The 26241-nt window shown below is 37.1% G+C and carries 18 protein-coding genes; 4 read left to right on the top strand and 14 right to left on the bottom strand.

What is annotated here, in order from left to right:
* Window positions 1-71: 71 nt before the first annotated feature.
* Complete coding sequence (locus tag Gferi_RS25375; RefSeq protein WP_069980897.1) at window positions 72-389, top strand: hypothetical protein; 318 nt, start codon at window positions 72-74, stop codon at window positions 387-389.
* 45 nt (window positions 390-434) lie between these two features.
* Here Gferi_RS25375 and Gferi_RS25370 read toward each other — a convergent pair whose 3' ends face one another.
* The 10 genes from Gferi_RS25370 to Gferi_RS25325 form a co-directional block, all read right to left on the bottom strand.
* Entirely contained in the window at window positions 435-1307 is an 873-nt protein-coding gene (locus Gferi_RS25370; RefSeq protein WP_069980896.1) for a tRNA 2-thiocytidine biosynthesis TtcA family protein, read from the bottom strand.
* A gap of 46 nt (window positions 1308-1353) precedes the next feature.
* Window positions 1354-2688, bottom strand: coding sequence for an AfsR/SARP family transcriptional regulator (locus Gferi_RS25365; protein WP_069980895.1), 1335 nt, complete (start codon window positions 2686-2688; stop codon window positions 1354-1356).
* 14 nt (window positions 2689-2702) lie between these two features.
* On the bottom strand, window positions 2703-4244 hold the full coding sequence (locus Gferi_RS25360; protein ID WP_207645784.1) for an amidohydrolase: 1542 nt from the start codon (window positions 4242-4244) through the stop codon (window positions 2703-2705).
* A 149-nt stretch (window positions 4245-4393) separates the two neighbouring features.
* Window positions 4394-5602, bottom strand: a complete 1209-nt coding sequence (locus Gferi_RS25355; protein ID WP_069981607.1) for a M20 family metallopeptidase — start codon at window positions 5600-5602, stop codon at window positions 4394-4396.
* Window positions 5603-5639: 37 nt separating this feature from the next.
* Window positions 5640-7085, bottom strand: a complete 1446-nt coding sequence (nhaC, locus tag Gferi_RS25350; protein WP_069980894.1) for a Na+/H+ antiporter NhaC — start codon at window positions 7083-7085, stop codon at window positions 5640-5642.
* Window positions 7086-7255: 170 nt separating this feature from the next.
* Complete coding sequence (locus Gferi_RS25345; protein ID WP_069980893.1) at window positions 7256-9211, bottom strand: TRAP transporter permease; 1956 nt, start codon at window positions 9209-9211, stop codon at window positions 7256-7258.
* A complete protein-coding gene (locus Gferi_RS25340; RefSeq protein ID WP_083273768.1) occupies window positions 9187-9708 on the bottom strand; it encodes a DUF1850 domain-containing protein in 522 nt (173 codons plus the stop codon). The genes Gferi_RS25345 and Gferi_RS25340 overlap by 25 nt, the downstream gene beginning before the upstream one ends.
* A 43-nt stretch (window positions 9709-9751) precedes the next feature.
* Window positions 9752-10759, bottom strand: a complete 1008-nt coding sequence (locus Gferi_RS25335; protein ID WP_083273767.1) for a TAXI family TRAP transporter solute-binding subunit — start codon at window positions 10757-10759, stop codon at window positions 9752-9754.
* Between the two features lie 720 nt (window positions 10760-11479).
* Window positions 11480-13033 (bottom strand): HAL/PAL/TAL family ammonia-lyase, encoded by a 1554-nt coding sequence (locus tag Gferi_RS25330; RefSeq protein ID WP_236932656.1) that lies wholly within the window; start codon window positions 13031-13033, stop codon window positions 11480-11482.
* Window positions 13034-13442: 409 nt separating this feature from the next.
* Window positions 13443-15098, bottom strand: coding sequence for a sigma-54 interaction domain-containing protein (locus Gferi_RS25325; RefSeq protein WP_083273766.1), 1656 nt, complete (start codon window positions 15096-15098; stop codon window positions 13443-13445).
* A gap of 558 nt (window positions 15099-15656) precedes the next feature.
* Here Gferi_RS25325 and Gferi_RS25320 point away from each other — a divergent pair.
* Genes Gferi_RS25320 through Gferi_RS25310 form a run of 3 tightly spaced genes read left to right on the top strand, consistent with a single transcriptional unit; the run spans window position 15657 to window position 19996 of the window.
* Window positions 15657-17585, top strand: a complete 1929-nt coding sequence (locus Gferi_RS25320) for an aconitate hydratase (RefSeq protein WP_069980890.1) — start codon at window positions 15657-15659, stop codon at window positions 17583-17585.
* A gap of 14 nt (window positions 17586-17599) precedes the next feature.
* Window positions 17600-18622 carry an isocitrate/isopropylmalate dehydrogenase family protein gene (locus Gferi_RS25315; protein WP_069980889.1) on the top strand — a complete coding sequence of 341 codons (1023 nt, stop codon included), beginning with the start codon at window positions 17600-17602 and terminating at the stop codon, window positions 18620-18622.
* Window positions 18623-18634: 12 nt separating this feature from the next.
* Window positions 18635-19996 (top strand): citrate/2-methylcitrate synthase, encoded by a 1362-nt coding sequence (locus Gferi_RS25310; protein WP_069980888.1) that lies wholly within the window; start codon window positions 18635-18637, stop codon window positions 19994-19996.
* A 49-nt stretch (window positions 19997-20045) separates the two neighbouring features.
* On the opposite strand, the gene Gferi_RS25305 is transcribed toward Gferi_RS25310, so the two are convergent.
* From Gferi_RS25305 to Gferi_RS25290, 4 genes are all read right to left on the bottom strand, one after another.
* A complete protein-coding gene (locus tag Gferi_RS25305) occupies window positions 20046-21173 on the bottom strand; it encodes an enoyl-CoA hydratase/isomerase family protein (protein WP_069980887.1) in 1128 nt (375 codons plus the stop codon).
* Between the two features lie 177 nt (window positions 21174-21350).
* On the bottom strand, window positions 21351-22604 hold the full coding sequence (locus Gferi_RS25300) for a nickel-dependent lactate racemase family protein (RefSeq protein ID WP_069980886.1): 1254 nt from the start codon (window positions 22602-22604) through the stop codon (window positions 21351-21353).
* A 41-nt stretch (window positions 22605-22645) separates the two neighbouring features.
* Window positions 22646-23818 (bottom strand): NAD(P)-dependent malic enzyme, encoded by a 1173-nt coding sequence (locus Gferi_RS25295; protein WP_069980885.1) that lies wholly within the window; start codon window positions 23816-23818, stop codon window positions 22646-22648.
* Between the two features lie 483 nt (window positions 23819-24301).
* On the bottom strand, window positions 24302-26203 hold the full coding sequence (locus Gferi_RS25290; RefSeq protein ID WP_069980884.1) for a sigma 54-interacting transcriptional regulator: 1902 nt from the start codon (window positions 26201-26203) through the stop codon (window positions 24302-24304).
* Window positions 26204-26241 lie beyond the last annotated feature (38 nt).

Genomic DNA, 26241 nt, shown 5'->3' with positions numbered 1-26241 from the left:
AAACACTATGGATAATTTATACATGAGTACACCATGCTAATCATAGCATATTTTTTAGGAGGAGATATTCTATGGGTGTTGTAGATAAAACGTGGCATGAGGTTCTTAAAAAAGCAGGTTTTAATGGTCCTATAGCTGAATCTTTGATTGGATTTATTTCTTGGGAGGAGGATAAAATCTACCCAAGATTAGGCCATGAGATGAATGATGTGCTAAATAATTACGAAGGAAAATTAGTTGCGCATGATGTTCATAGTAGTAAATACCATCATCAGGGTATTCTATTTCTTAATAAAAGACTGCCTGAAGAAATATCTAATAAAATTTTAGATGCTATTCTAGACTACGAGTATGATGAAGTTTATAATCTGAAACAGCCACTATACTAACAAATCCAAAAATGCAAAAGAAATCCCTCACTCCTGAGGGATTTCTCATTCTTCGTCGTAAAAATCTAAATAGGAATAATGTTGTCCATCTTTTTCCCAACCTAAAATAGCATTCATATTAACATTTTGCGCTGCATTAAAAATGGATTTATCTACATCCTTAAAATTCTTCTTTAATTCCTGTATCAGACTCTTTATCTCATAACGCTTATTGCCTGTTTTCTTTGCAGCTACCATGCAGGCACAATTCAGTGGCCAGATACCACTTTCTTGTGTAAACTGCTCAATATGTCTCTCTTCGATATAATACATGGGGCGAATTAGCTCCAACCCTTTATGATTTGATGAATGTAATTTCGGCAACATCGTTTTAAAGCTTCCCGTATAAAGCATATTGAGCATTGTCGTTTCAATTACATCATTAAAGTGATGTCCTAATGCTAGTTTGTTACAGCCTAAAGCCTGAGCTCTTTTGTATAAAGCTCCCCGGCGCATCTTCGCACACATGTAGCAAGGATAATCCTTCGCAATATTATCAACAATATGAAAAATTCCTGAATCAAAAATGTGGATTGGAATATTTAAATATTGGCAGTTATCCATCATTAGTCTCTTAATATCAGAATGGTAACCTGGATCCATCACAATAAACTCCAGTGAAAAATTATCTTTTCCATGCCGTTTTAGTTCCTGAAATAGCTTTGCCATCAACATGCTATCCTTGCCTCCGGAGATAGCTACAGCGATTTTATCTCCATCTGCGATTAATTCATAATCCTTTAATGCCTTTATGAATTTTGACCAGATATGTTTTCTATACTTAGTAATAATGATTCGTTCAATCTGATCTAAAGGTTTTCGTTCTTCAAAAGGCACAAGGATGTCACAACCTTGACCCGAAATATTGTCCAAATTCATCACCTCTCATTCCGGTAATTATTATAACATTGATTCAGATAAAAAACTATAATGATTGAAATGGAAAGTACTTCTGTAACTCTACAAGCTTAGGATCTCTATCGTCACCTGTTATGATGAACCGTAATGATTGAATCTGGTTTTTAAACAATAAATGCTTTATACAATCATAGGAAAAGTTATCCATCCAATGAAAATTGGATATACAAAATAGTAAATCTATCTCCTTGCTAAGAATACGGATCAATGCATTGAAAGCAGCAGATATTCTTATTTTTTCAGCATCAGCAGATAGATAATCCCCAACTGTACGGTCACCGGTCTTCATTAATATCTTTCCTTGAATTCTGTATAGATCCCGCCAACACCAAGAAGGAACTTCACTAAGAATTTCTTCATCAACCTGGTTCAGAATCTCTTCAATAAGATTTGAAATCCAGTAATATTTCATGCTGCTTAGAGGTAAACAATCTGTTTTTATTTTCTTCAAAGTCTTATGTTCATTTACTTTCGCTATACTGTTCTTCATGTTTTGCTCTTCAACATAGAAAATCCTTATTTCATATTTGTCATAACGAATGTCTCTTGCATCATCCTTCTCCTTTAAATTTAGCCCACCATTATACCGCTGTATCTGTTGATATACTTTTTTAATACTTTCCGTCGGTCCAATATTTAATTCTTCCCGTAAAACCTTACAGCATTTTTTATATTGATTCAACGCTGCATTTCTATCTCCTTTTGCTAAGAATATTTCAATCGCTTCCAAGTACAATTCCTCTTGTAGTGGATTTAATTTTAACATTTCTTCCAAGATATCAATTGCTTTTGTATACTGGGAAAGTTTCTTGTAATAATAGATCAATTGGTATAGTACATCAAAGTACTTTCTTTGTAGTCTTTCCCGCTCATAAAAAATCCAATCATTTAATTCCGGGCAATTCTTAATATAACAACCTTCCAAGAATTCTCCCCGATAAACTTTTTTTGCCTGTTCTAGCTGGGAAATATATGCGTAATCATCCTTTTCATGTACTGACCCAGCTAAATCTTCGAAATCTAAAACATCTACATACATATTCTGGGAGACGTGAAAACAGCAAGATTCTTTTTGCGATATAATGATTTCCTGTTCTCGATCTTTTACCCTTAGAGCCTTCCTAAGCATCCATAAATTATAGCGTAGATTATATCTAGCAGTTTCCATATTGTCAGAATCCCAAAATAATGATGCTAGTTTTTCTCTTGACAACACTTTTCCCTTATTTGAAGCAAGATAACAAAGAAGTACAATCGCCTTGCTACTTAAATTCCCTAGTTTAGATTGACCATTAATCACAATATCCATATGTCCAAAGGTATATAGTTTTTTTTCATACATTTTTAATCACACCTTTACACTTGAAACAATATTTTCCCTTCCTTTACAGTTGCTTTAACTTGTATATCCTTTATCCGTTGTGCTTCTATCTCTAGTGGATTATCCTCGATTATGACCAAATCACCATATTTTCCTATTTCTATAGATCCTTTCTGACGTTCTTCAAATACTGCCCTTGCACCGTTAATTGTAAACATTTTTAATGCATCTATCCGATCTAAAGAAAATTCTTTTTTGGGATGATTAACAGCTGCATGCACTCCTAATAATGGATTCATCGGCGTAACATCACTATCGGATCCACCAGCTATACATATTCCCTTTTCAACGATCTTTTTGAGAGGATTAGTATTTTTTCCTCTCTCTTCACCTAATCTAATCTCATACATTCCGCCTTCATATCCCCAATATAACTCATAGGCTGGCTGCATAGACAAAATTAATCCTAATTGACGGGCTCTTTCTATATGTTCATCACTTGGAAGCTCAAAGTGCTCAATTCTGTGACGGCTATCTCCTCTAGGATGTAGTCGTTGAGCATTTTCATAGGCATTTAAAACTTGATCAATGGCTCTCGTACCAATGGCATGCAGCGTTATTTGAAGATTATTCTTATGGGCTGACAGAACAAAATCATTTAAATCATCTTGCTCAAAATATAACTCTCCTAGCGTATCATTTTTATCCGTGTAGGCTCTACTCAAAGCAGCCGTTCTGGAACCAAAGGAACCGTCTACAAATATACAGCCCCCGATCCTTTTCAAATTATTCTGCAGCACTTTTTCTATATCAACGGTCTGGTAGAAAAGGGTTATATCGATTGGAAAAATATTCTGATTTTTTAAAATGAAGGCTGCATCCATGTCGTGGAAAGTAAATCCGCCTTCCATCGCATTCAGAGATGTAATACCCTTCCTAACAGCATTTTCCAACACTTTCATGGCGCCTTTTTTTCTGGTATTATCTAATGTTTTCTGAAATATGCTGTTACGTACCCACGCATTGGCTTTGCCCATTAGTACCCCATTGGGTACGCCTCTCTCATCTCGACAGATTCCTTCAAGGTTATAGGGTAAATTCAATTTATGTAGAGCTAACGAGTTCACAATACTGGTATGATATTCAATTCGGTTAATCCAAAGAGGATGATTTGGTGCACAATAGTCTAGCTCGTGTCTAATAGGCAATCTGCCTTCTTTTATTTTACTTTCATCAAATCCAATCCCACGAATAAATTCACTGGCAGGCGTATTCTGCACCTTTCTTCGGATAAGATTAAATAGCTGATCCAAACTTGAGACACTGCTCAAATCTAAATCTAGTGCATTGAGACCTGTTTGCACCAAATGAACATGGCTATCATAAAATCCCGGCAAAACAATTTTTCCTTTTAGGTTTATTCCCTCTTTCGCTACTTTAATAAAATTGTTATTGGGAAGCCCTTGGCCTAGAGCAATAATTCTTCCCCCACCAATAGCGACCCAGTTGGCAATGGTATTTTTTCCATCCATAGTAAGTATCTTGCCATTATAAAGGATCAAATCTATCGTATTCACAAATATCTTCCTTTCATAGGCTATTCTAAGCTTTTTTCTACTTTGATCATAGCATAGAATTCAAAGAACGTACATTTTCCTTAATAAATCGGCTGTCGTTTTCACGACAGCCAATTATTAAAAAGCATATGCTTCCTACCTATATTTGTCTAGCAATCCGTTAACGTTTGGAGTAAAAAGTTGAAGATCACTTTTGCTGTTGTAACAGCGCTGTCAATACTTACATATTCATCAGGCCCATGGTAGTTTTCTCCACTGGGTCCAAAAACAAATGTAGGAATCTTTAGTCTTGTAGCAATATAATTAAAATCTCCTATACTGGAAAAATACTGAATATTTCCACTCAAGCCCGTTGTATTGCGAATACTCTCCAATATTTTTTTTGTATATAGATGCTCCACTGGCACAATATATGGATCAAATCCGGCATTTTTTTCATGGGGAGCATCTCGAAATGACATCCTTGCAGTTCCATAAATATTTGCTCTCCGAACTGCATCTTCAAATTCCTTTTTAATATATTCCTGATCCTCGCCCCTTACTACATGCCGAAACACAGTAAAGGATGCACTGTCTGCAACGCTGCAGGCAGCGCCTCCTCCGTTCAAACTCAAAATGCAAATGGAGCCTTTTCCAAGTTTTTCATCTATACCCAATGAGGCCTTTTCAAGTTCTAAAATTATTTTTGAAGCTTCAACCACTGCGTTGATTCCCTGCTCGGGATTGGCTGCATGGGCAGATTTTCCTTGTACCTCTACAGTATAATTCCATCCTCCTCTTGCACCTAGACAAAGGCTTGGGAATGGCACCTTGCAAAATCCACTGCTTGGTTCAGGCACAATAGCCACATCTGCATCACTCACCTTCTCATCTACAATCAGTGCATCTGTACCGAGGCCAAAGGGGCCCTCTTCATCTGAAACGAATGTATAGATAACTTCACCAGAAAAGTCTTTCACAAGTTTTTGAAAAGCATCTACAGCTAATAATATCGCTGCTGCACCGGATTTCATATCGAGAGCACCTAAACCGTATAATCTATCTCCTTCAACCTGTGCAGCAAGAGGATTTCTATTCCAGCCTTCACAGATTTGAACTGTATCCAGATGGCCATTTAATAGGATTTTGGTTCCTCTTCGATTTCCTTTTAATCGGCCGATTACATTGGCCCCTTGGAAATCTGTTATTTTTTCTTCATGATACAAATGATATTCTGCAGGCAACCCATTACTTAATAACCAGTGATAGACAAAGTCCATTATTTCCTTTTCTTGAAAATAGGGGCTGGGTATCTCTACCAATGCAGTCAACAGTTGCACCATTCTTTTTTCATTTATATATTGTTCGATATTTTCCATCACCGTCTCTATTCCCTCCCGTCAGAATCAGCAACATTTATATAGATTTTACAGCTTCCTTTTCATCATCATGGTAGGTTTTAACAGAAGATATATCTCCCTCTTTGAAAATAAACTTTCCAGTTATCCCATAAACAATTGCAATGAGTGGCGTAAAATAAGCTAAAAATACATAAGGCAAATAAGTCAATGTCCCAACGCCTAAAACACCTGTAAAATAGACACCACACAATCCCCACGGCACTAAAGGTGATGTAACCGTAGCAGAGTCTTCACTAGTTCTCGAACACACTTGCGGTAGAATTCTTAGTTTTTTGTATGCGGGTACCAACATCCTACCCGGAATAATAATAGCCATATATTGGCTGGCAGAAAAAAGATTTACTAGGATACTTGATAAAACGTGGGTAATAATCAAACCCTTAACATTGCTGACAATCCCTGCAATCTTCTCTAAAAGTACTTCCAACATCCGTGTTTTTTCTAAGATTCCGCCCATGCTTAGCGCAATAAATCCTAAGGATATTGTCCACATCATGCTTTGTAAGCCACCTCTGCTTAGCAGTTGATCGATGGCTTCAATCCCTGTCGTAGAAGTGAATCCATAATTCATAAAACTCATTACTTCCCCTAATCCATAGCCTTGCAGCGCCATAGCAAATACACCGCCTATTAGTGATGCAATGATCATAACTGCTAACCCAGACACCTTTTTCACCGCAAGAATAACTACAATAATAGGAGGAATCAATGTAATTGGGCTAATTAAATAGTTCTCTTGCAATCCAGTTAGGATTATATCAATTTGTTGCGTATCGATAGTTCCACTGCCATAACGCATGCCGATAATTCCATAAAGCAATAATGATAATAAAATGGCAGGGCCAGTAGTATAGATCATACTTCTTATATGATCAAATAAATCAGCTTCTCCCACTCCGGCGGCTAAGTTTGTTGAATCCGATAAGGGAGACATCTTGTCTCCAAAAATTGCTCCTGAAATGACCGCACCTGCAGTTATCGGAGCTGGTATTCCTAATCCATAGCCAATGCCCATAAAGGCTACTCCAAATGTTGCTCCCGTTGTCCATGAGCTTCCTGTTGCTAAAGATGCAACAGAACATACGAAACACACCGTAACCAAAAACACTGAAGGTGAAAGAATTTTAAGCCCATAATAAATTAATGTCGGTATTGTACCCGCCGGAATCCAAGAGGCAATCAAAACCCCTACCAGCATGAGAATTAACATGGGAAGCATTGCAATTTTGCAACCATATAATATACCTTCCTGAATATCATCCCATGTAAACCCTGAAATCATTGCGACAACAGCAGCCACTACACTCGCTATGATAAGTGTAATATGGGTTACCCAATCTTCATGTATTACAAAAATTTGCACATACATAGCCACACATAAAAAAAGAATCACAAAGAGTGCACCAATAAAACTAGGTCTTTTTTCATTGCCCTTTCTCATAAAAACACTTCCTTTCACTAATTGTTGGTTTATTGTAACATCTCTATGTAGTAAACCTCGTTTTAAATAGTGTTTATTTTACACATTCGTCAAAATATTTTAAATTTTTAAAGGATCATACTAGAAAAGTATGATCCTTTAAATTTTCAACTCATGCTAAGAAATTCATCTTAGCCGGCAATCAGAGATTCTTTTTTCATACGTATACGCTGTAATAAAATTACCAATCCAACCAGTACAAATCCTATTATATTTGTCATCATATTCGGGTCTACTAATAATATGCCTCCTCCCATGAGGAGAATTCGTTCCCATCCTTTCGAATTGGTTTGCAAATAACCGCTAACGCCTCCACCAATGGCGTACATACCTATTAATGCGGTGGCAAGCGCACCGATTAATTTTCCTGCATTTGTATCTACTAACACTAATTCCGGATTGGTAGCAAAGATAAACGGAACCAAATAAGCAGAGAAAGCAAGTTTAGAAGCTTCAACCCCAGTCTTAAATGGATTGGATCCTGCAATCCCCGAACCTGCAAAGGCAGCCAGCGCAACAGGCGGGGTAATATCTGCAACAATACCAAAATAAAAAACAAATAAGTGTGCAGCTATGATCGGTACACCTAGTTCTACCAATACTGGTGCTGCAATAGTAGCCTGGACGATATAGTTGGCCGTAGTAGGCATTCCCATTCCTAAAATAATGGAGGCAAACATGGTAAATAACATGGCTAAGTATTTATTGCCTCCAGAAAGAACAAGAATTCCAGTAGAAAATTTGACACCTAAGCCGGTTAGCGTAACTACTCCTACAATAATTCCTGCACAGGCACATGCCATTACTACTGGCAGTGCAGAACGTGCACCTTCATCTAATCCTAAAACGATATCTCTTAAGCTCATTCTTGTATCCTTGCGAATAAATGAAACTAGGATCGCTGCAATGATCGCAAACAATGCAGCTCTCATGGGTGTTCTTCCCGCTACTAATAGCCATACTATTGCAACAATTGGCGTTGCTAAAAACCATTTTTCTTTTATTAACTTGATTGGATTAGGAAGCTCATTTCTGCTTAGGCCTCGTAATCCTTGTTTTTTCGCTTCTAAATGCACCATAACAAAAATTCCCGTAAAATATAGAAATGCCGGAATTGTCGCTGCTAGCGCAATGCTAACATACGGTAGATTTGTAAACTCCGTCATGATAAAAGCTGCCGCACCCATAACAGGAGGCATCAACTGTCCACCGGTAGAAGCAGCGGCTTCTACTGCAGCAGCAAATTCACTTCGATATCCTATACTTTTCATTAAAGGTATGGTAACAGAGCCTGTACCAACTGTATTCGCCACAGAACTTCCTGATATCGTTCCCTGGGTAGCACTGGCAATAACAGCAGCTTTGGCTGGACCGCCTGTCGCTCCACCAGCGATTCCCATGGCCAAATCTGTCAACCAGTCTCCAATACCTGTTTTCTTTAAATAGGTTGCAAAAAGAAGAAATAGAAAAATAAAAGTTGAAGATACCATTATTGGAATGCCTAATATTGATTCTGTTGACATCCATCCGTAGGTAGCAATCCGATAAATACTGTAACCTCTATGGGATAAAAATCCTGGAAACATAGGACCTAGATACGCATAGAGAATAAAAATTGAAGCAACTGTAACAAGAACCGGACCTGCAATTCTTCTCGTTGCCTCCAGTACCAGTATTACTGCAATGATACTTATAAAAATATCTGTATTTGTATATGCCCCTGCACGATGTATGATCTCCTTATAAAAGACAAGGTGATATCCGGAGACCATAATCGATAAAAGTGCGAGTATCCCGTCATACCAAGGAATTTTGTTGCTTTTACTCTTTTTTCTGACCGGATATAATGTATAGATTAAAAACATGGCAAAACCAAGATGCTGGCCTCTCTGTATAGTGGAAGGAAACACGCCAAAGGCAGCGGTGTAAAGTTGAATCAATGACCAACAGATTGCTACTAGCATAAGGCCCTTACCCATAAATCCGCTTGGTTTACGATATGCAAACTCTCGATCATATTTTGCCATAATCTCTTCTTGCTTTTTCTCATCAATTTGTGGAGTTACATGAATGTCGCTTTTCGCCATAGTCCGATTCCTCCAATGATCATTTTTATAATAGTTGCTTTACGTATCTGTATGTATACCAGTCCCCCTGGTCTACTAATATCTTTCAATGGCAGTTCTTTCTGCTTGTAAATGAGTGTATGGTTCGCGATTACTTGTCCTATTCGAACTGGAACTCTGTCAAAAACAAGATCATAATTATATACACGAAAATATCCGTCTTTGATTTCCCACTTCGTTCCGCCCTCCGGACCGGCAGGCAAGTTAGGACCGTTTTCATTAAAAATCATTTCTAAAATGCCTATATGCAAATCTTCATGGATTTGATAGGTTTCCGTAACAGGCTGTTTACTAACAGAGTGAATCCATTGAATAGAAAACTGATCTAATGGTTTTGTTATTGTCTGGTATAGTACTCTGTTTTCCTGCCCATCTATAACTTCTAATACATAAACAGGCAAAAACATAATAATCAAAAATGCAGCAAATAAATAAAAACTTATTTTTGTTTTCATCATATTTTTACAATAAAGCCGGGTACTGAATACCCGGCTCTATGTATTAGTTCCACATACCTTTCTCTTGGTAATATTTGATTGCACCCGGATGAAACTCAGTAGTAATACCGTTTTTAGCATTTTCTAGCAAAATCTGATTTCCAGTAGCATGTGATTTAGCAATCTCAGCATTTTTTTCATACATAAATTTTACTAGATTATATACTAATTCTTCATCCATATCGTCTCTTACATATAAAACAGCTTGCAATGCAATCGTATGAATGTCTGGATAAGGTGTTCCTTTATAGTTATAAGTTCCCGCGGGAATTACATGCGGTGCTACTAATGGAAACTGAGCTTGTAATTCTTCAAGTTCCTGCCCTTTGATTTCTAAAAATGCAAGCTCCTTGTTTGTTAGAAGGTCTACAATCGCAGAGGCTGGAGCAGCTAATACATTCCATGCAGCATCCAAATGACCATCTTTCATTTTTTCTACAGCGTCGCCGAATGTATCGTTAACAACTGTCATATCACTTGCTTCTAAACCATATGCTTTAAATATGTGAGGCGTGGTAGCTGCAGTTCCGCTGCCTGGAGGCCCCCCAGCTACTCTTTTTCCTTTTTGGTCTGCAATGGTTCTTACATTGCTCTCAACCAAGCCTACACCTTGAATGATCTCAGGATAAACAACACCGACCGCTTTAAAACCCTTTACTTCTTTGCCTTCAAAGGAACCTTTCCCTTGCCATGCATCTTCCGCAATATTATTCATTGCCATAACAATATCTGCATCTCTTGAATCTAATAAACGTAGATTCTCTACAGATGCTCCAGAAGGTTGAATTGTTACATTAATCCCTTCAATATTAGCATTCCACACACCAGCGATGGCCCCACCAAGGGGATAATATGTCCCTGCAGTACCGCCGGTAGCAAATAACAACTCTTGTGTTTTCGCCGGAGCGGGAGCAGGCGTTGTTCCACTTTCCTGTGGCTTTGTACAACCTGTAAATACAAGACTTACTATCATCAATAGTACAATACAAAGTACAAAAACTTTTCTTTTCATAAATATCCTCCTTATTTACCCCATATGAATATATTGCATGAAAATACCAGACTATTCAAATAGTCTTTCAAGAGACTAAGTACAACGTACAAGCAATATTGGGATTTTCATGCCCTTATAAAGATTATAAAAAAATATATTCATGGGATTTGTAATAGAATGCATACATACGCAGTAAAAATTGAAGCATCTGTTTTTGGATTATTTCAATAGACAAGAATCAAATCTTATTGGATCCATTAGAAAAGAATTGAAAGGTACATTTCATATGTAATAATCGAATAATTGGAGAATTCTTATTGGAGATAATTTTAGATCTATGCTTTATAAATAGCTTCTTACTTTTAAATTCATTTTTGTTGCCGCTTAATATCTTCTATTAGCTCTGTCATTAATAATCCGGACAATCTAAACAATAAAACTTGGCGGAATTGTCTAATTATTTTAAATCCGTTAACCTCCTTCCCAATTCGTTGACTAAAAAAGCACTCTGTTTTACAACATTTTATTTTAGTTTAGGACTAGTGTCAAGAAATTTCTGATAATTACTTATCGACGAATTTTGAGTATTTTTTGTATTATGACATAAATAAACCTGCAATTTTCTCATATTTATCAAATACTAAACAGTCATAGTGCAAATTTAAAAGGTTGTATTGTGCCAGCACAATACAACCTTTTAAATTTTATCTATAAACCTCTCACGAAGCCTCACCTAGCCTACAATAGCTTCCCCAGCTTTTCTTCAACCAGCTCAATCAGTTTCCCTGTATGAATTAAATCCTTTAGCGTATTGATGTGAGGATATAGAAATATATCCTCATCCGTAATGGGTACTGCTCTCGCAATTTCTTCCAACACTGCTTGTGTAGCCCTTCCTGCCGAAAATTTTTCCCCAATAAACTGATGCGCCTGGTAAACAGATAACAACTCTATGGCTAATATGTATTCAAGCTTTTCTGCTGCTTGCCGCGCTTTTTTTGATGCATTGTAGCCCATTGCCACGTAATCTTCTTGATTTCCACAAGTGGGAATCCCATCTGCTGTAGCCGGATGAGAAAGTATTTTCATATCATTAAGCAGTCCCGCCTGTGTATATTGGGGAATCATTAATCCCGAATTCAAGCCAGGTTTCTTAATTAAAAACCATGGATATTCTGACAGATTCCCATCTATGAGGCGATTGTTTCTTCTTTCGGACATTTTTCCCAGCATGGTTGCTGCAATACATGCGGAATCCATCTCTATCCCTACATAGGATGAATCAGGATTCCCTCCTGATATGGCTTCCCCGTCATCATCTTCCGAATATATGATTGGATTATCAGAGCAGCCATTCATCTCTATCTCAATGGTCTTTAGCGCATCGAACAATGTCTTCTTTGCCGCACCATGAAGTTGTGGTATACATCGAATAGATAATGCATCTTGAAGACGATAATGTTCATGATTTATTGCAATCTGCGAGTCCTGCAATAATTTTCTTACATTTTCTGCTGTACTTCTCTGCTCTTCATGTGGTCGCACAGACATCAGTCTTTCATCGAAAGCCCTTATAGTTCCTTTTGTCACTTCTAGTGTCATTGCGCCAATGATATCTGCACATTTAGAGGCTTTTAGCATATCATATAACGTCAATGCACCTAATGCGGTGGCACTTGTTGTACCGTTTGTTAGTACAAGCCCCTCCTTAGAAGCCAATGAAATAGGTTTTAATCCTACTCGCTCGAGTGCATCTTTTGAAGGCAGTAGTTCTCCATTTAGAAATGCTTTTCCCTCTCCTATCAACACCAGCGCCATATGCGCCTCTGGACAGAGATATCCTACAGATCCTTCTCTCGGCGCAAAGGGAGTAAGGCCTAGATTTAAAAACTGTCGGTACATTTCTATGGTTTCTAACCTTGCTCCGCTAAATCCTTGTCCAACATTCTGAAGAATCATCAACATCGTTGCACGCACTTCTTCTACAGATAGTGGTTCTCCTACAGATACTGAATGGGATAGGACGATGTTTCTCTGAAGCTGTTCCGTTTCCTCTAATGAAATCACCTGTGTGCATAATGCACCAAATCCAGTAGTGATGCCATACATAACACGGTTTTCCTCAACCCATCTTTCCACCAGCGATCTTGCTTTTCTTACCTTATTACAGTAGCTGTCTGAGAATTCAACCTTTACACCGAAACGTACAATCGCTATAAACTCTTCAATATTTAGCTTTCCACCCAATACAACTTTCTCGATTTGTTTTGCATCCTTCGCTTTGTCAAACACAATCATCACCTCCTAATAAATTAAATGGTACAATCACAAAATTCATTTCTCGTGAAGGTCTCATACTGTGCAGTTTCTAGTTTTTTCGTCACACTGTGAATCAATTTTATATTGCAGATTACTAACCTAGCTCTATAACAGCACTATTTTTCTTTAAGAATACATTGCAAATTAAATGCCAAGTTGATTTGTTTTTCTGTATATTGTCAACTTTTTCAAAGCTTGATTTTCCATGGGTTTCTACTAAATATTAATACATACATACTTATCTTCCTTTCGATTTTTATACAAAAGCAATGGAACAAATGAATGATTTTTTTGCACTACTGCCACAATCAACTCTAAATTAAGTATTTTTCAAACAAAACAGGTGCCAATTGAATTGGCACCACTGCAAATTTTTTTTGCTCTATTCTACAGAAAGTCCTGTCTTTTTCATTCGATATTGAAGACTTTGCCTGCTAATTCCCAATGATTTTGCACTCTTTGTAATGTTCCCTCCATGTTTCTGGAGTTGCTGATATATGATCTCTTTTTCAAAAAAAGCCAACTGTGTTTCCAGCGTATTATTTTCATTGAAGAAATCTTTGGAACTTTTGATATCCCGCATACTCGTATGGTCCAGTGCTGATGGGGATAATAGATAGTCAGGCAAGTGGCTGATATCTACTTCTTCTATATCCTCTGAGGCACAATTGAATACATACTCAATTACATGTTGTAACTCTCTCACATTTCCTGGCCAGTTGTATTCAAGAAACACATCTAGCACTTGATTGGAGATAACCATTTGAGGCCTATTGTATTGATTACACAACTCAATTAGAAAATAGCGCGCTAAAATTGGAATATCTTCTTTTCGTTCATTTAAGGATGGGATCTCTATTTTAATCGCTGAAATCCTGTAATAAAAGTCCTTTCGAATTTTTTGCTGCTCCATCAGTTCATGTAAATCCTCATTCGCAGCAGCTATTATCCGTACATCACATCTTAGATACTTTTCTCCTCCAATTCTCTGAAACCGCTTTTCTTGAAGAACTCTTAACAGCTTCGCTTGCATTTCTATACTAATCGAATTAACTTCGTCTAAGAAAATCGTTCCCCCATCTGCCATCTCAAAAAAGCCTTTTTTTGCAATACTTCCTGTAAACGCGCCTTTCTCTGTCCCAAAAAACATGCTTTCAAAAAGATTGCTGGGAACAGCGCTGCAGTTTATATCAATAAACGGCTTGTCTCTTCTTGGGCTAAAAGAATGTATACTCTGAGCCATTAGTTCCTTTCCCGTTCCAGTAGCTCCAACAATAATCACAGAAGAATCCGTTAGCGATACTTTTTTGGCGAAGTGAATCATATTTTTCATCTTGTCCGACACATGGATGATGTCATCAAAAGCATATAATTGTTCCTGTGTGGCAGGTTGTCTGCCTTCCACATAAGCTTCCAGATTTATGGTACGGTTCTTGATCCTTTTTAATGCCGATAAATCACTTTCAAAAACAACTGCACCATAAAGAATATCATCTATTTTCAATGGGTACCCGTTATTGATCGTCGTCAAAGCTTTTCCTGTTTTCATTTTAAAACGATCACATCGGTTAATTACAGGCTTTTGTGTTCTTAATACCGTTAGGATGGTACTATACTCTTCTTTTAGATCGTAAAGGTCTAGTATATGTTTTCCCTTAAAGTCCTCATTTTTATAAAATTCCAAATCCTCACTGGCAGGATTGGCATATAAAAAGTATCCATTTCGATCATAGATCTGTATCCCTTCAGCTACATGCCGAATCGTTTGTTCATATAGATCCATTAATACGCCTTCACGGCTTAAATAAACAGTATTTTCATCTATATCATTAATCCATTGGTATTTAAAGAATTTGTTTTGTATTTCAACAATCCCACCTTCAGGCTTAATAGAGTCCCCCAAAACATATTCTATTTTTTGTCCTATCATTGCTTCTAAATGGTCATCTTGAAACCATTTTTTTGACTCTCCGATAAAAACAATTTCCTTCAGCCTCAATGCTGTATCAATTTTTAAAATTAGATCAAAGATAGCCATATGACACCTCTCATCCTAAGCTATTATTAGACTTGATTATACCATAAAAATATTATTTCTCAATTATTTGTTGTATAGATCCAAGGACAGAGTTTTTTCAGTTGTATCTAAAAGCTGAAAGAGAAAAAATCCAAGAACGCTTAGTACCAATATTCCGGAGAACATATCCAGATAATCCACCATCGTCCAAACATTCATAATATATTTTCATATATTTCATCGGCACTAACCCCTCTTGCCTTTAATCCTAATGTAATATTATTCCAGGTCGTCTTCCATGGCAGCTATCCATAATCTTGAAGCATAGCACCGGTTTTATCTCAATTTCAAATAATGCCCCTATATGGTTGTATACAGGCAGATCATAATAATCCATTATTCATATTTATACATCCTCTAATACTTATTATAAAATTATACTGGATTTTATATCGGATTGATTGCATATTTATTATCTATAATTATTTTTTTATACATCATTTCACTCTTGACATACCTTAATTTATTTTTGTATAATTGTATGCAATTATACTTTTATAGAGATAGGAGTTGAATTATTTGGGTAAGAGTTTGGTTTATAAAATATTGGAAAGAAATTTACTTTCGGGCAATCTGACAGATGGTTCCGAAATCTCCGTGAAGGTTAATCAAACCTTAACACAGGATTCTACTGGTACAATGGTTTATCTGCAGCTAGCCGCTATGGACATACAAGAAATACAGACAGAGCTTTCTGTAGCTTATATCGACCACAATACACTCCAAGCAGGATTTGAAAATGCAGATGATCACGAATTCATCAAAACTTGTGCAGCCAAATATGGAATCATCTATTCAAAACCCGGAAACGGAATCTGTCATCAACTGCATTTAGAAAGATTTGCAAAGCCCGGCCAAGTACTTATCGGATCTGACAGTCATACTCCAACCTGTGGTGGAATAGGCACCCTCAGCATAGGTGCAGGCGGTTTGGATGTAGCAGTAGCTATGGCAAAAGGCTATTATTTCTTTAAGATGCCTAAGGTAATGAATATTGAACTTGTTGGCAGTCTTCAGTCATGGGTTTCTGCAAAGGATGTTATCTTATATATATTAAAACGGTTAAGTGTTAAAGGTGGTGTTGGCTTCATAATTGAATATTCCGGAGAAGGTATCCGGAACCTGTCTGCAACAGATCGTGCAACGATCACTAATATGGGAGCAGAGCTTGGTGCCACTACTTCCATTTTTCCAAGCGATGAAATCACAAAGGATTTTCTGACAAAACAAGGACGAAGCCAAGATTTTGTTCCTTTGACAGCAGATTCAGATGCTCATTATGATGAAAAAATGCAAATTAACCTTGATGAAATAACATCTATGTGCGCTATGCCTCACAGCCCTGATCATGTAAAAGCTATCAGAGATATTGAAGTTACAAAAATTGATCAGGTAGCCATTGGCAGTTGTACAAATTCATCTTATACGGATTTGATGAAGGTTGCTAGAATATTAGAAGGAAAGAAAGTGCATCCGGATGTTAGCTTGGTAGTTTCACCCGGATCAAGCAGTATACTAAAAATGATGTCGGATAACGGTGCTCTTGGAACACTCATCCATGCAGGTGCAAGAATTCTTGAAGCAGCTTGCGGTCCTTGTATCGGTATGGGGCAAGCACCTAAATCAAAAGCTATATCCTTGAGAACTTTTAACCGAAACTTTGAAGGCAGATGTGGCACAAAGGATGCCAGTGTTTTTCTTGTAAGTCCTGAAACTGCTGCCTGCTCTGCCATAACAGGCTTTATAACGGATCCTTCCCTTTATGGCGAAAAACCTGTCATTGAGATTCCAAAACAATATCATGTTTCTAATCACTACTTTATATATCCCAGTGAACATCGAGCCGACCATGAAATTGTTATGGGCCCCAATATTAAGCCTTTCCCGGTAAATGAGCCCTTAGCATCTACAATGACAGGAAAGATATTGTTAAAGACAAAAGATAATGTGACTACCGATGATATTATACCTTCTCATGCAGCACTGCTTCCATTTAGATCGAATATACCAGAGCTTTCAAAACACTGTTTCGGGACTATCGCTAATGACTTTCATATTGTTGCCAAGAAATACAATGGCGGTTTCATCATCGGCGGAGAAAATTATGGTCAAGGCTCCAGCCGTGAACATGCAGCTTTAGTACCGCTTTATCTTGGAATAAAAGTTGTCATTGCCAAATCCTTTGCACGAATTCATAAAGCAAATCTAATTAATGCAGGTATATTGCCCCTTACTTTTGTAAATAAAAAAGATTATTTATGCCTTGATGAATTAGACGATTTACGAATTAGTGAAGTCCTTAGCGGTCTAAAAAATCATAAAGGCATAACGTTATATAACAAAACAAAAGAAATTCTTATTCCTCTGCAATTTACCGGTTCTGAAAGAGATGCAGCAATTCTTGCTGCTGGAGGATATTTAAACTACGCAAAACAATCAAATTTTTAAAGGAAGGTGATTTTATGTATAAACTTACACTTATACCAGGAGATGGTATTGGCCCAGAAATCGTTGATGCCGCAAAAAATGTTATAGCGGCCACATCTGTCCCCGTTAATTGGGAGATTGTTAATGCAGGATTAGAAGTATATGAGCAGGAAGGTACACTCATCCCTGAAAACGTGTTTGAAAGTCTTGAAAAAAATAAAATTGCTTTAAAGGGTCCTATCACAACGCCTATCGGCAAAGGATTCCAGAGCATTAATGTACACTTTCGGAAGAAATATGATTTATATGCAAATATTCGCCCTGTGAAAACACTTCCTGGAATAAAGGTTCCCTTTTCAAATATTGATCTTGTCATCTTCCGTGAAAATACAGAAGATTTATATATCGGTATTGAAAAAATGACAACACCAACTACTGCCGAAGCTACAAAACAGATATCAGAAAAAGGTTCCAGAAGGATTATCAAAGCTGCCTTTGAGTATGCAAAAACAAATAACAAATCAAAAGTTGCCGTGGTCCATAAAGCCAACATTATGAAACTGACCGACGGACTATTTCTAGCCTGTGCTAGGGAGGTTTCAAAAGAGTATCCGCAGATTCAACTCCAAGAGGTAATTGTTGACAATATGTGCATGCAGCTGGTCATGAATCCGGCACAATTTGAAGTAATTGTAACGACAAACCTGTATGGCGATATTCTATCCGATCTATGTGCGGGTCTAGTTGGTGGTTTAGGATTAGTTCCAGGTGCAAATGTAGGAAATAACATGGCCATATTTGAAGCGGTTCATGGCAGTGCGCCTGACATTGCCGGAAAAAACATAGCCAACCCTACGGCAATTATTCTATCTGGTGCAATGATGTTGGAATACCTGGGAGAAAAAAACAAATCCGATTTGATCTGTAAAGCTGTAAAGGAAGTCATCGGGCAAAGAAAATATATCACAAAGGATCTAGGTGGAAATGCTACAACAACAGAAATGTCCAATGCTATTATCGATCACATGTTGACAATAAAAAATCATATCAATGCATAGGAGGCTTGTACAATGACCAGTTTATTTCATGATCGCGCTTATTCCCGATTAGCCGAATTGGCCGAAAAAAACAATTTTATTCATCCAGATTTGTACAAACAACATAATGTAAAGAGGGGCCTCCGCAATGAGAATGGAACCGGTGTCATTGTCGGGCTTACTAGTGTAGGCAACGTTCAGGGCTATGAACTGGTAAATCAGGTAAAGGTTCCTGCAGCAGGAAAGCTTTATTACAGAGGTATCAATCTCGAAGACTTCGTTTCAGGATTTCAAAATGAAAAAAGAAGAGGTTTTGAAGAGTGTATTTATTTACTCTTATTCGGCGTGCTGCCCTCCAAGCTGGAATTAGAGGAATTTAACCGGATTTTAGATGAAGAACGGGAGTTGCCTGGCAGCTTTACAGAAAATATGATTTTAAAAATCCCCAGCAAAGATATCATGAATAAATTGCAAAGAAGTATCCTGGTACTCTATTCACAGGATGAAAATCCAGACGATACCAGCATTTCAAATGTACTAAGACAATGCATTCAGCTAATTGCTCGTTTTCCAACGATAATATCTTATGGTTATCAGGCAAAGGCACATTATTTCAACAAAAAGAGTTTATTCATCCATTCACCGCAAAAAGGGATCGGTACTGCTGAAAATATTTTATTTATGATTCGTCCGAATAATAAATACTCTTCTACAGAAGCAGAAATTCTGGATTTATCCTTTGTCATTCACGCAGAACATGGGGGTGGAAATAATTCTGCTTTTGCAACCCACGTAGTATCCTCATCAGGAACAGACACTTATTCTGCCATCACTGCAGCTGTCGGTTCCCTAAAAGGGCCTAAACACGGTGGTGCTAATATTAGGGTTCGTGAAATGATTGAAGATATTAAGGCTAATGTGTCCGATACTGGCAATCGGGATCAATTAAAGGATTATTTATGGAAGATTATTAGAAAAGAAGCCTTTAGTGGAGAAGGCTTGATCTATGGTATGGGTCACGCTATCTATACAAAATCAGATCCCAGAGCAGTATTGCTAAAAAGTAAAGCTTTGGAATTGGCAATAGAAAAGGATCGTGTTGAAGAATTTAATTTATACAAAAATATCGAAGAGTTATCACTAGAATTATTTAAAGAACTCAAGGGAGAAGATTTTACCATCTGTGCTAACGTAGATTTATATTCCGGCTTTGTTTATGAGCTGTTGAATATTCCGCCTGAATTATATACACCGCTGTTTGCAGCCGCACGAATTTCAGGTTGGTGTGCGCACCGGATTGAGCAGCTGGTATGTGATAATAAAATCATTCGTCCTGCTTACGCCAACACCGGTCCAAACATTGCCTATACCCTTTTAGCAGAGAGAAAGAAATAATCCGTTTACTATAAAACAGCGCCCTTTTGGACGCTGTTTTATGCTTTAACTAGAACATTGAAGAAAACTCTTCTAATGGATTTTGTCCATTTTTCCAGCGGTATGTAAAAAATGCAGATATATCTTCTTCTGCTACATCTGACAGAGTCTTCGGCTTCCATCTGGGCATTCTATCCTTATCTACTAATACAGCTCTAACGCCCTCATAGAAATCGTGGCTCTTCATAAAATTCATGCTCATCTCTAATTCCATCATAAAACAATCGAACAAATTCTTTTTTTCACCTTTTATAAGCTGCTGAAGGGTCACTTTTAAAGAAGTAGGCGATTTTTCCAGCAGTATATCTAAAGTCTCCTTTGCCCAAAGATCTCCATTTTCTGCGGATGCTTCTAATCTGGAAATAATATCCTCAATTCTTTCAAGGGCAAAATGCTCTGTTATTTTTTCTTCAGTCAAAGCTAAGGTAGATTCATTTAATAAATTCATCTGAAAATTTTTAGAGGATATCACTTGCTGGGATACAGCAAGCAAAACATTTAACTGCAGCTCTGCAGAATCCTTAATCCAAGTCATTCCTTCGATTACAGCCTTAACATCACCCCATGCACGGCTATCGATAAAATAGTCTGCAGCACCTGCATATAAAACATCAACTGGCCCAATCGTAACAGAAGTTAATGCCAAATAACGACCAACATAACCTGGCATTCTCGTTAAAAAATAACTGCCCCCTACATCAGGATATAGACCAATGTTCATCTCTGGCATTGCCCATTTCGTTTTCTCTGTAATGATTCTGTGGCTTGCTCCCATGGAAACACCTACGCCCCCACCCATGACAATGCCATTTATATAAGCCAGTATGGGTTTTGGATAGGTATGCATGGTCATATTCATACGATATTCCATAGAAAAAAACTTTAGGGCATATTCTTCAACATTAGAATCTCTTAAGTCATATAATGCTCTTACATCCCCTCCTGCACAAAAAGCCTTGTCGCCTTCCCCTTCGATACAAATAATGGCTACGCAGTCATCATTTTTCCATTTCTGCAAAACTTTATACAGGCTCTCAATCATCTCAAAGGAAAGTGCATTTAACGCATGGGAGCGATTAAATTTGATCCAACCGACACCCTTGCTTACATGATATAAAATTTCAGAATTACCCGTCATAAATTGTACCGCCTTTAATTAATATTTATCTTCATCATTTTATACAATAGTTAAGACGCTGTATGTACATATAATCTTATTATAATCAACTCTAATTAAATCATCCACTCATAAATAGGAAAGCAGAGAAATATTACTAACCTCCCTGCTTTCTGCTGACTTGACAACACTACTTTACTAAGCCTTGTTGACTACAGGTAATGTTGATCCGCCATAAGGCATCACCAAAACCTTTGCATCTTCTCCTAAAATACTGTAGGCACTTTTCAATGCAGTTTCTACCTCTTTATAAGGTTCAAGGAATATCTTCCTTACAAAATCATCCTCTAAATCGGAAACCAGGAATATCCTTGCCCGCTGATGCACCATGGCAATTGCAGCTGCCTTATGCCCCCCCAATTCAAATTTTTTTTGTATATTAACAATCATTTCTTCCGGAGAGTTTGAGGTAGTCATCCAACGTTCAAAGGTGTGTTCTCCTAGCCCTTCCTTACAGGATGCTACCAATATAATAATTCCTCCATCCCTAACAGCGTGTTGGGCATTATCCAATGCTTTTTGTGCTTGGTACACATTTATATCTTTTGGAAAACCTCCAGGTGAAACAACTACAATATCTGCTGGCTGCTCCATGTAGATTTTATATAACTGGTCTAGGAATTTACAGCCTTCTCTATGGGCTTCCAAATAATGTCCTGCTACAGATTTGATAATATTCTTTTTCTCATCAAGGACTACATTGAGTATAAAATCAATTGATAAAAAGTTTGATATTTCATCAATATCTCTTCTGAGAGGATTGTCCTCTAAAGTTCCTGCTTTTGCATCTTTTCTTACCATCATACTGTGGTTGGCTTGAATAGCTTCTCTGGTGGCAACACCAGGCATGATTGCCTTTGCCCCGCCGCTGTATCCTGCAAAATAATGATATTCTATATTGCCTAAGCAGATTCTTCTGTCTGCTTCTGCCACAGGCTTAAAGATATTTACAGGTGTACCCAGGGAAGTTTGTCCAAGATTTATGCAATTTTCTACATCAGAATCAATACATTCAATTCTTTCATAAATAGCTTCCCCTACAAGGTACTTCTTTTCCTCTTCTGTATGCTTTCTGTGACTTCCAAGAGCAAATACGATTTTGATATCTTTGTCAGAAATATTAGCTTCATAAAGTTCCTCTAAAAGTATCGGCAAAACAACTTTGCTCGGCATCGGCCTTGTAATATCACTCGTAATAATAACAACTTTTTCTCCTGTTTTTAAAATCTCCTTTAGTCTAGGTGATCCGATCGGCTCAAGCAGAGACCTTTTAACCTCTGCAACGCCGCTGCTTTCTATGTTGATCTTATTTGGCTCTAATACAGTCATTAAATTATTTTGATCAATCTTAAATGTCATGGTTTTCTTATCGAACCCCAATATAAATTCCATTCTAATCCTTCCTTCTGAAATTAATTTTGAATCCTGATCTGCTAGATCCGACTAACCTTTGTGTCTATTGCTGCTTGTGCTACAGCTTTCGCGATTTTGTCAGCCACTCTCAGGTCGAATGCATCAGGTATAATATATTCTTCATGAAGGTCTTCCTCAGCAATTAACGCTGCAATCGCTTGCGCTGCAGCTAATTTCATCTCTTCATTGATTTCTTTTGCCCTAACATCTAATGCACCTCTAAATACACCAGGGAAAGCAAGAACATTATTTACTTGATTTGGAAAATCAGATCTTCCGGTTCCTACTACTCTGGCACCAGCTCTCTTTGCCAAGTCAGGCATAATCTCCGGAACAGGATTAGCCATTGCAAAAACAATTGCATCACGATTCATTCTCTTAACCATTTCCTCTGTTACCGTATTTGCTGCGGAAACTCCGATAAATACATCGGCTCCTTCCATGGCATCTTTTAATAATCCTTGTTTTTTGTTCTTATTTGTTATCTTTGCCATGTCTTCCTTGTGCGGATCATTATCAGGAGCTCCAGGATAAAGTATTCCCTGTCTGTCGCATAATAAGATGTCTTTTACACCTAAATTGATCAACATATTTGTGATCGCAGTTCCTGCAGCCCCTGCTCCATTTACAACAACCGCTATATCCTCCACATCTTTCTTCACTAGCCTTAATGCATTGATAACCCCTGCAATTACCACAATTGCTGTTCCGTGTTGATCATCATGAAACACAGGAATATTTAATTCTTTTTTAAGTCTTTCCTCAATTTCAAAACATCTTGGCGCACCAATATCTTCTAAATTTATTCCACCAAAGGTTGGAGAAATTAGCTTTACTGTTTCAATAATTTTTTCTGTATCCTTTGTATCAATAAGGATTGGGAATGCATCCACATCAGCAAAGGTTTTAAATAACACACATTTTCCTTCCATTACCGGCATAGCCGCTTCTGGACCAATATCTCCTAATCCTAAAACTGCTGTTCCGTCTGTGACAACAGCAACGAGGTTCCATTTTCTCGTATATTCATAAGCTAGGTTTCTGTCCTTTTCTATTTCGAGACAAGGTTCTGCTACACCGGGAGTATAAGCTAAAGACAGATCCTGCTTATTTCCAAGGGGAACAGTACTAACAACTTCTATTTTTCCTTTCCACTCTCCATGCTTTTTTATTGCTTCTTTTTTAATATCCATTTTACATCCTCCACATCATCATTTAATTTTATAATAAAGGTTTATGACCTTCTTTTTTAATTGCTTCTTGATTCTTCCAGATAAAATATAAATTCTCCTGTATGAATAATACCTATAATATGTTCTGAACTTAACTGCATCTATACGTTTCCAGTTCTGTAATATTTTTTATCCAACAGTCTGTAGCCCTGTTGGGCAGTCAAAATTTTTTTTACAATTATCATCCTCATATACAACCCCCTTCCTTATATAATAATATAACTATAATTTTTATGCAAAATTTGGATAACGATTAGGAACCTTGCGGTAAAATATTTGCAGCAAAAATTGACTATATAAATTCTTTATTAAAGATTTTGCGCAATCATTTGGATTTATACACGCAATATATATGCCAACATATTCTAAAGTAATATGCTTGCTTTATTAAGAAGAAACAATAAAACGAACGTTAACTAAGTTGACGTTCGTTTTATTGTTCGTTTATTTTCTTAACATTTTATATTCCTTTAGCTTTTTCCACATTGTGGTACGACTCATTCCCAGCATTTCAGCTGTAACTGTCATATTTTCTCCATATTCTATATAAGTTTTTAAAATAATTTCCTTTTCCATCTCTCTTAACGTATCTTTTTTTATGTTGAAAGTATCTTTCAAACACATTTTTTGATCATCACTGTTATAATTAATTTGCTTATCAACAAAATCAAATAAAATGTTTTCAGAGTCCTCTTCGTCTCCCAGCAAAACCAATCTTTCAACAAAGCTTTGCAATTCCCTTACATTTCCAGGCCAATGATATTCTGTTAGTTTACTGATAAAATCAGAATTAATTTGAATAAATTTCTGATCAGCATAGTTCTCTATAAAATATTCCAACAATTCACGAATGTCTTCTTTTCTCTCTCGAAGGGGTACGGTTTGCAGCTTCAAAACATTCAGCCTATAATAAAGATCTCTCCTAAATAAATCTTTTTCCACCTCTTTAAGCAAATCTCTATTCGTTGCAGCAATAACGCGTACATCAATTTGAACAACTCTATTGGAGCCAACGCGCCAAACTTCTTTTTCTTGCAAAACCCTGAGCAAGCTTCCTTGCAAGTTCTTTGACATAGAGCCTATTTCATCTAAAAAAATAGTACCTTTATGTGCCAATTCAAAAAGTCCCATCTTTCCACCTTTTTTGGCACCGGTAAAAGCACCTTCATCATACCCAAAAAGTTCACTTTCTAATAGATGCTCCGGTATTGCAGAACAATTCACTGCAACAAAAGGATAGTTCTTTCTTTTGCTCTCATTATGAATGCCTTGAGCCAAAATTTCTTTTCCAGTGCCGGATTCACCATGAATCAGGACCGTAGAATCTGAAGCAGCATACTTTTTAGCTTTTGATAGCAATTTTTTTACAGATTCACTCTTTCCTACAAAATGTTCTAAAGTATATTTAGCAACCAGGCCCTTTTTGTATATTTCCGAACGAATTTTCATTTCAATATCCTGAATTTCACTTATATCTTTAAAAGTAGCTACGGCGCCTTGCACCTTATCTTTTATAATAATCGGTATTCTATTCGCTATAATCGTACTATTATTATGTTTTTGAATCTCTCCAACCTGACTTTCTCCTGTATGTAATACCTTGATCAAACCCGTAGTAGGAATAAATTGATCTGCTCTATTACCTATTATATCCGACGCCTTAATATCCATAATTTTTTCTGCTGCAGGATTAAATACTGTAACCATTCCTTCTGGATCAGTAACAATGATCCCTTCATGCGCAAAGTGGATGATTTGCTTTACTCTCTCCGCCTCTAGCATTTGCTGTCTTGCAATGTGAATGATTTCCACTGCATTTTGTATTACTTGCCTTACAGTCTCCTGTGCAGTTTTAAGTAGTACTCCCTGACGTCCTAATGATTCCACATGCTGTTTTGTCAGAATTCCGCCTATGATTACCTCAGCGCCTGCTTCTACTGCTTTTTCTACTAAGGTAATTGCTTCTGTACTTTTTTCATAGGAAGTCATGTATAATAAGTCCACATGGAATATCTCCGATAATAGTTGTGCGTTAAAAGCCACGGATTCAGATAGAATAAGGCCTATTGTTTTTGATAACTTCCTGGCTTCCTCAACTGCATACAATATATCAAAAGAGGTTATTGCACAATTTAAAACAGGCACCTTAACGCTTTTTGATATCAGAGAATAGGTTGCACCACGACTAATCATAATATCATATCCTTCTTTCTCAAGGACCGTTGCTATTTTAACACCAGCTTCAAAAGCGCCTTCAAAAACATCCAAGTCTATTTCCATTTGTTGAGAGGTTTCTTTTACTAAGTCAGCTAACTCCTCATATGGTGCTATAAATGCTATTTTCATCACATCAATCTCCTCTTATCAAACGTTCTTTAGATATC

This window comes from Geosporobacter ferrireducens (assembly GCF_001750685.1).
Lineage (GTDB): Bacteria > Bacillota > Clostridia > Peptostreptococcales > Thermotaleaceae > Geosporobacter > Geosporobacter ferrireducens.
This window is presented reverse-complemented; position numbering and strand designations above follow the sequence as displayed.

What these genes read in the sequence shown, in the direction of transcription:
- Gferi_RS25375 (WP_069980897.1), top strand. Translation starts at nt 72, where the DNA reads ATGGGTGTTGTAGATAAAACGTGGCATGAGGTTCTTAAAAAAGCAGGT.
- Gferi_RS25370 (WP_069980896.1), bottom strand. Translation starts at nt 1,307, where the DNA reads ATGAATTTGGACAATATTTCGGGTCAAGGTTGTGACATCCTTGTGCCT.
- Gferi_RS25365 (WP_069980895.1), bottom strand. Translation starts at nt 2,688, where the DNA reads ATGTATGAAAAAAAACTATATACCTTTGGACATATGGATATTGTGATT.
- Gferi_RS25355 (WP_069981607.1), bottom strand. Translation starts at nt 5,602, where the DNA reads ATGGAAAATATCGAACAATATATAAATGAAAAAAGAATGGTGCAACTG.
- nhaC (WP_069980894.1), bottom strand. Translation starts at nt 7,085, where the DNA reads ATGAGAAAGGGCAATGAAAAAAGACCTAGTTTTATTGGTGCACTCTTT.
- Gferi_RS25345 (WP_069980893.1), bottom strand. Translation starts at nt 9,211, where the DNA reads ATGGCGAAAAGCGACATTCATGTAACTCCACAAATTGATGAGAAAAAG.
- Gferi_RS25340 (WP_083273768.1), bottom strand. Translation starts at nt 9,708, where the DNA reads ATGATGAAAACAAAAATAAGTTTTTATTTATTTGCTGCATTTTTGATT.
- Gferi_RS25335 (WP_083273767.1), bottom strand. Translation starts at nt 10,759, where the DNA reads ATGAAAAGAAAAGTTTTTGTACTTTGTATTGTACTATTGATGATAGTA.
- Gferi_RS25325 (WP_083273766.1), bottom strand. Translation starts at nt 15,098, where the DNA reads ATGGCTATCTTTGATCTAATTTTAAAAATTGATACAGCATTGAGGCTG.
- Gferi_RS25315 (WP_069980889.1), top strand. Translation starts at nt 17,600, where the DNA reads ATGTATAAACTTACACTTATACCAGGAGATGGTATTGGCCCAGAAATC.
- Gferi_RS25310 (WP_069980888.1), top strand. Translation starts at nt 18,635, where the DNA reads ATGACCAGTTTATTTCATGATCGCGCTTATTCCCGATTAGCCGAATTG.
- Gferi_RS25305 (WP_069980887.1), bottom strand. Translation starts at nt 21,173, where the DNA reads ATGACGGGTAATTCTGAAATTTTATATCATGTAAGCAAGGGTGTCGGT.
- Gferi_RS25300 (WP_069980886.1), bottom strand. Translation starts at nt 22,604, where the DNA reads ATGGAATTTATATTGGGGTTCGATAAGAAAACCATGACATTTAAGATT.
- Gferi_RS25295 (WP_069980885.1), bottom strand. Translation starts at nt 23,818, where the DNA reads ATGGATATTAAAAAAGAAGCAATAAAAAAGCATGGAGAGTGGAAAGGA.
- Gferi_RS25290 (WP_069980884.1), bottom strand. Translation starts at nt 26,203, where the DNA reads ATGAAAATAGCATTTATAGCACCATATGAGGAGTTAGCTGACTTAGTA.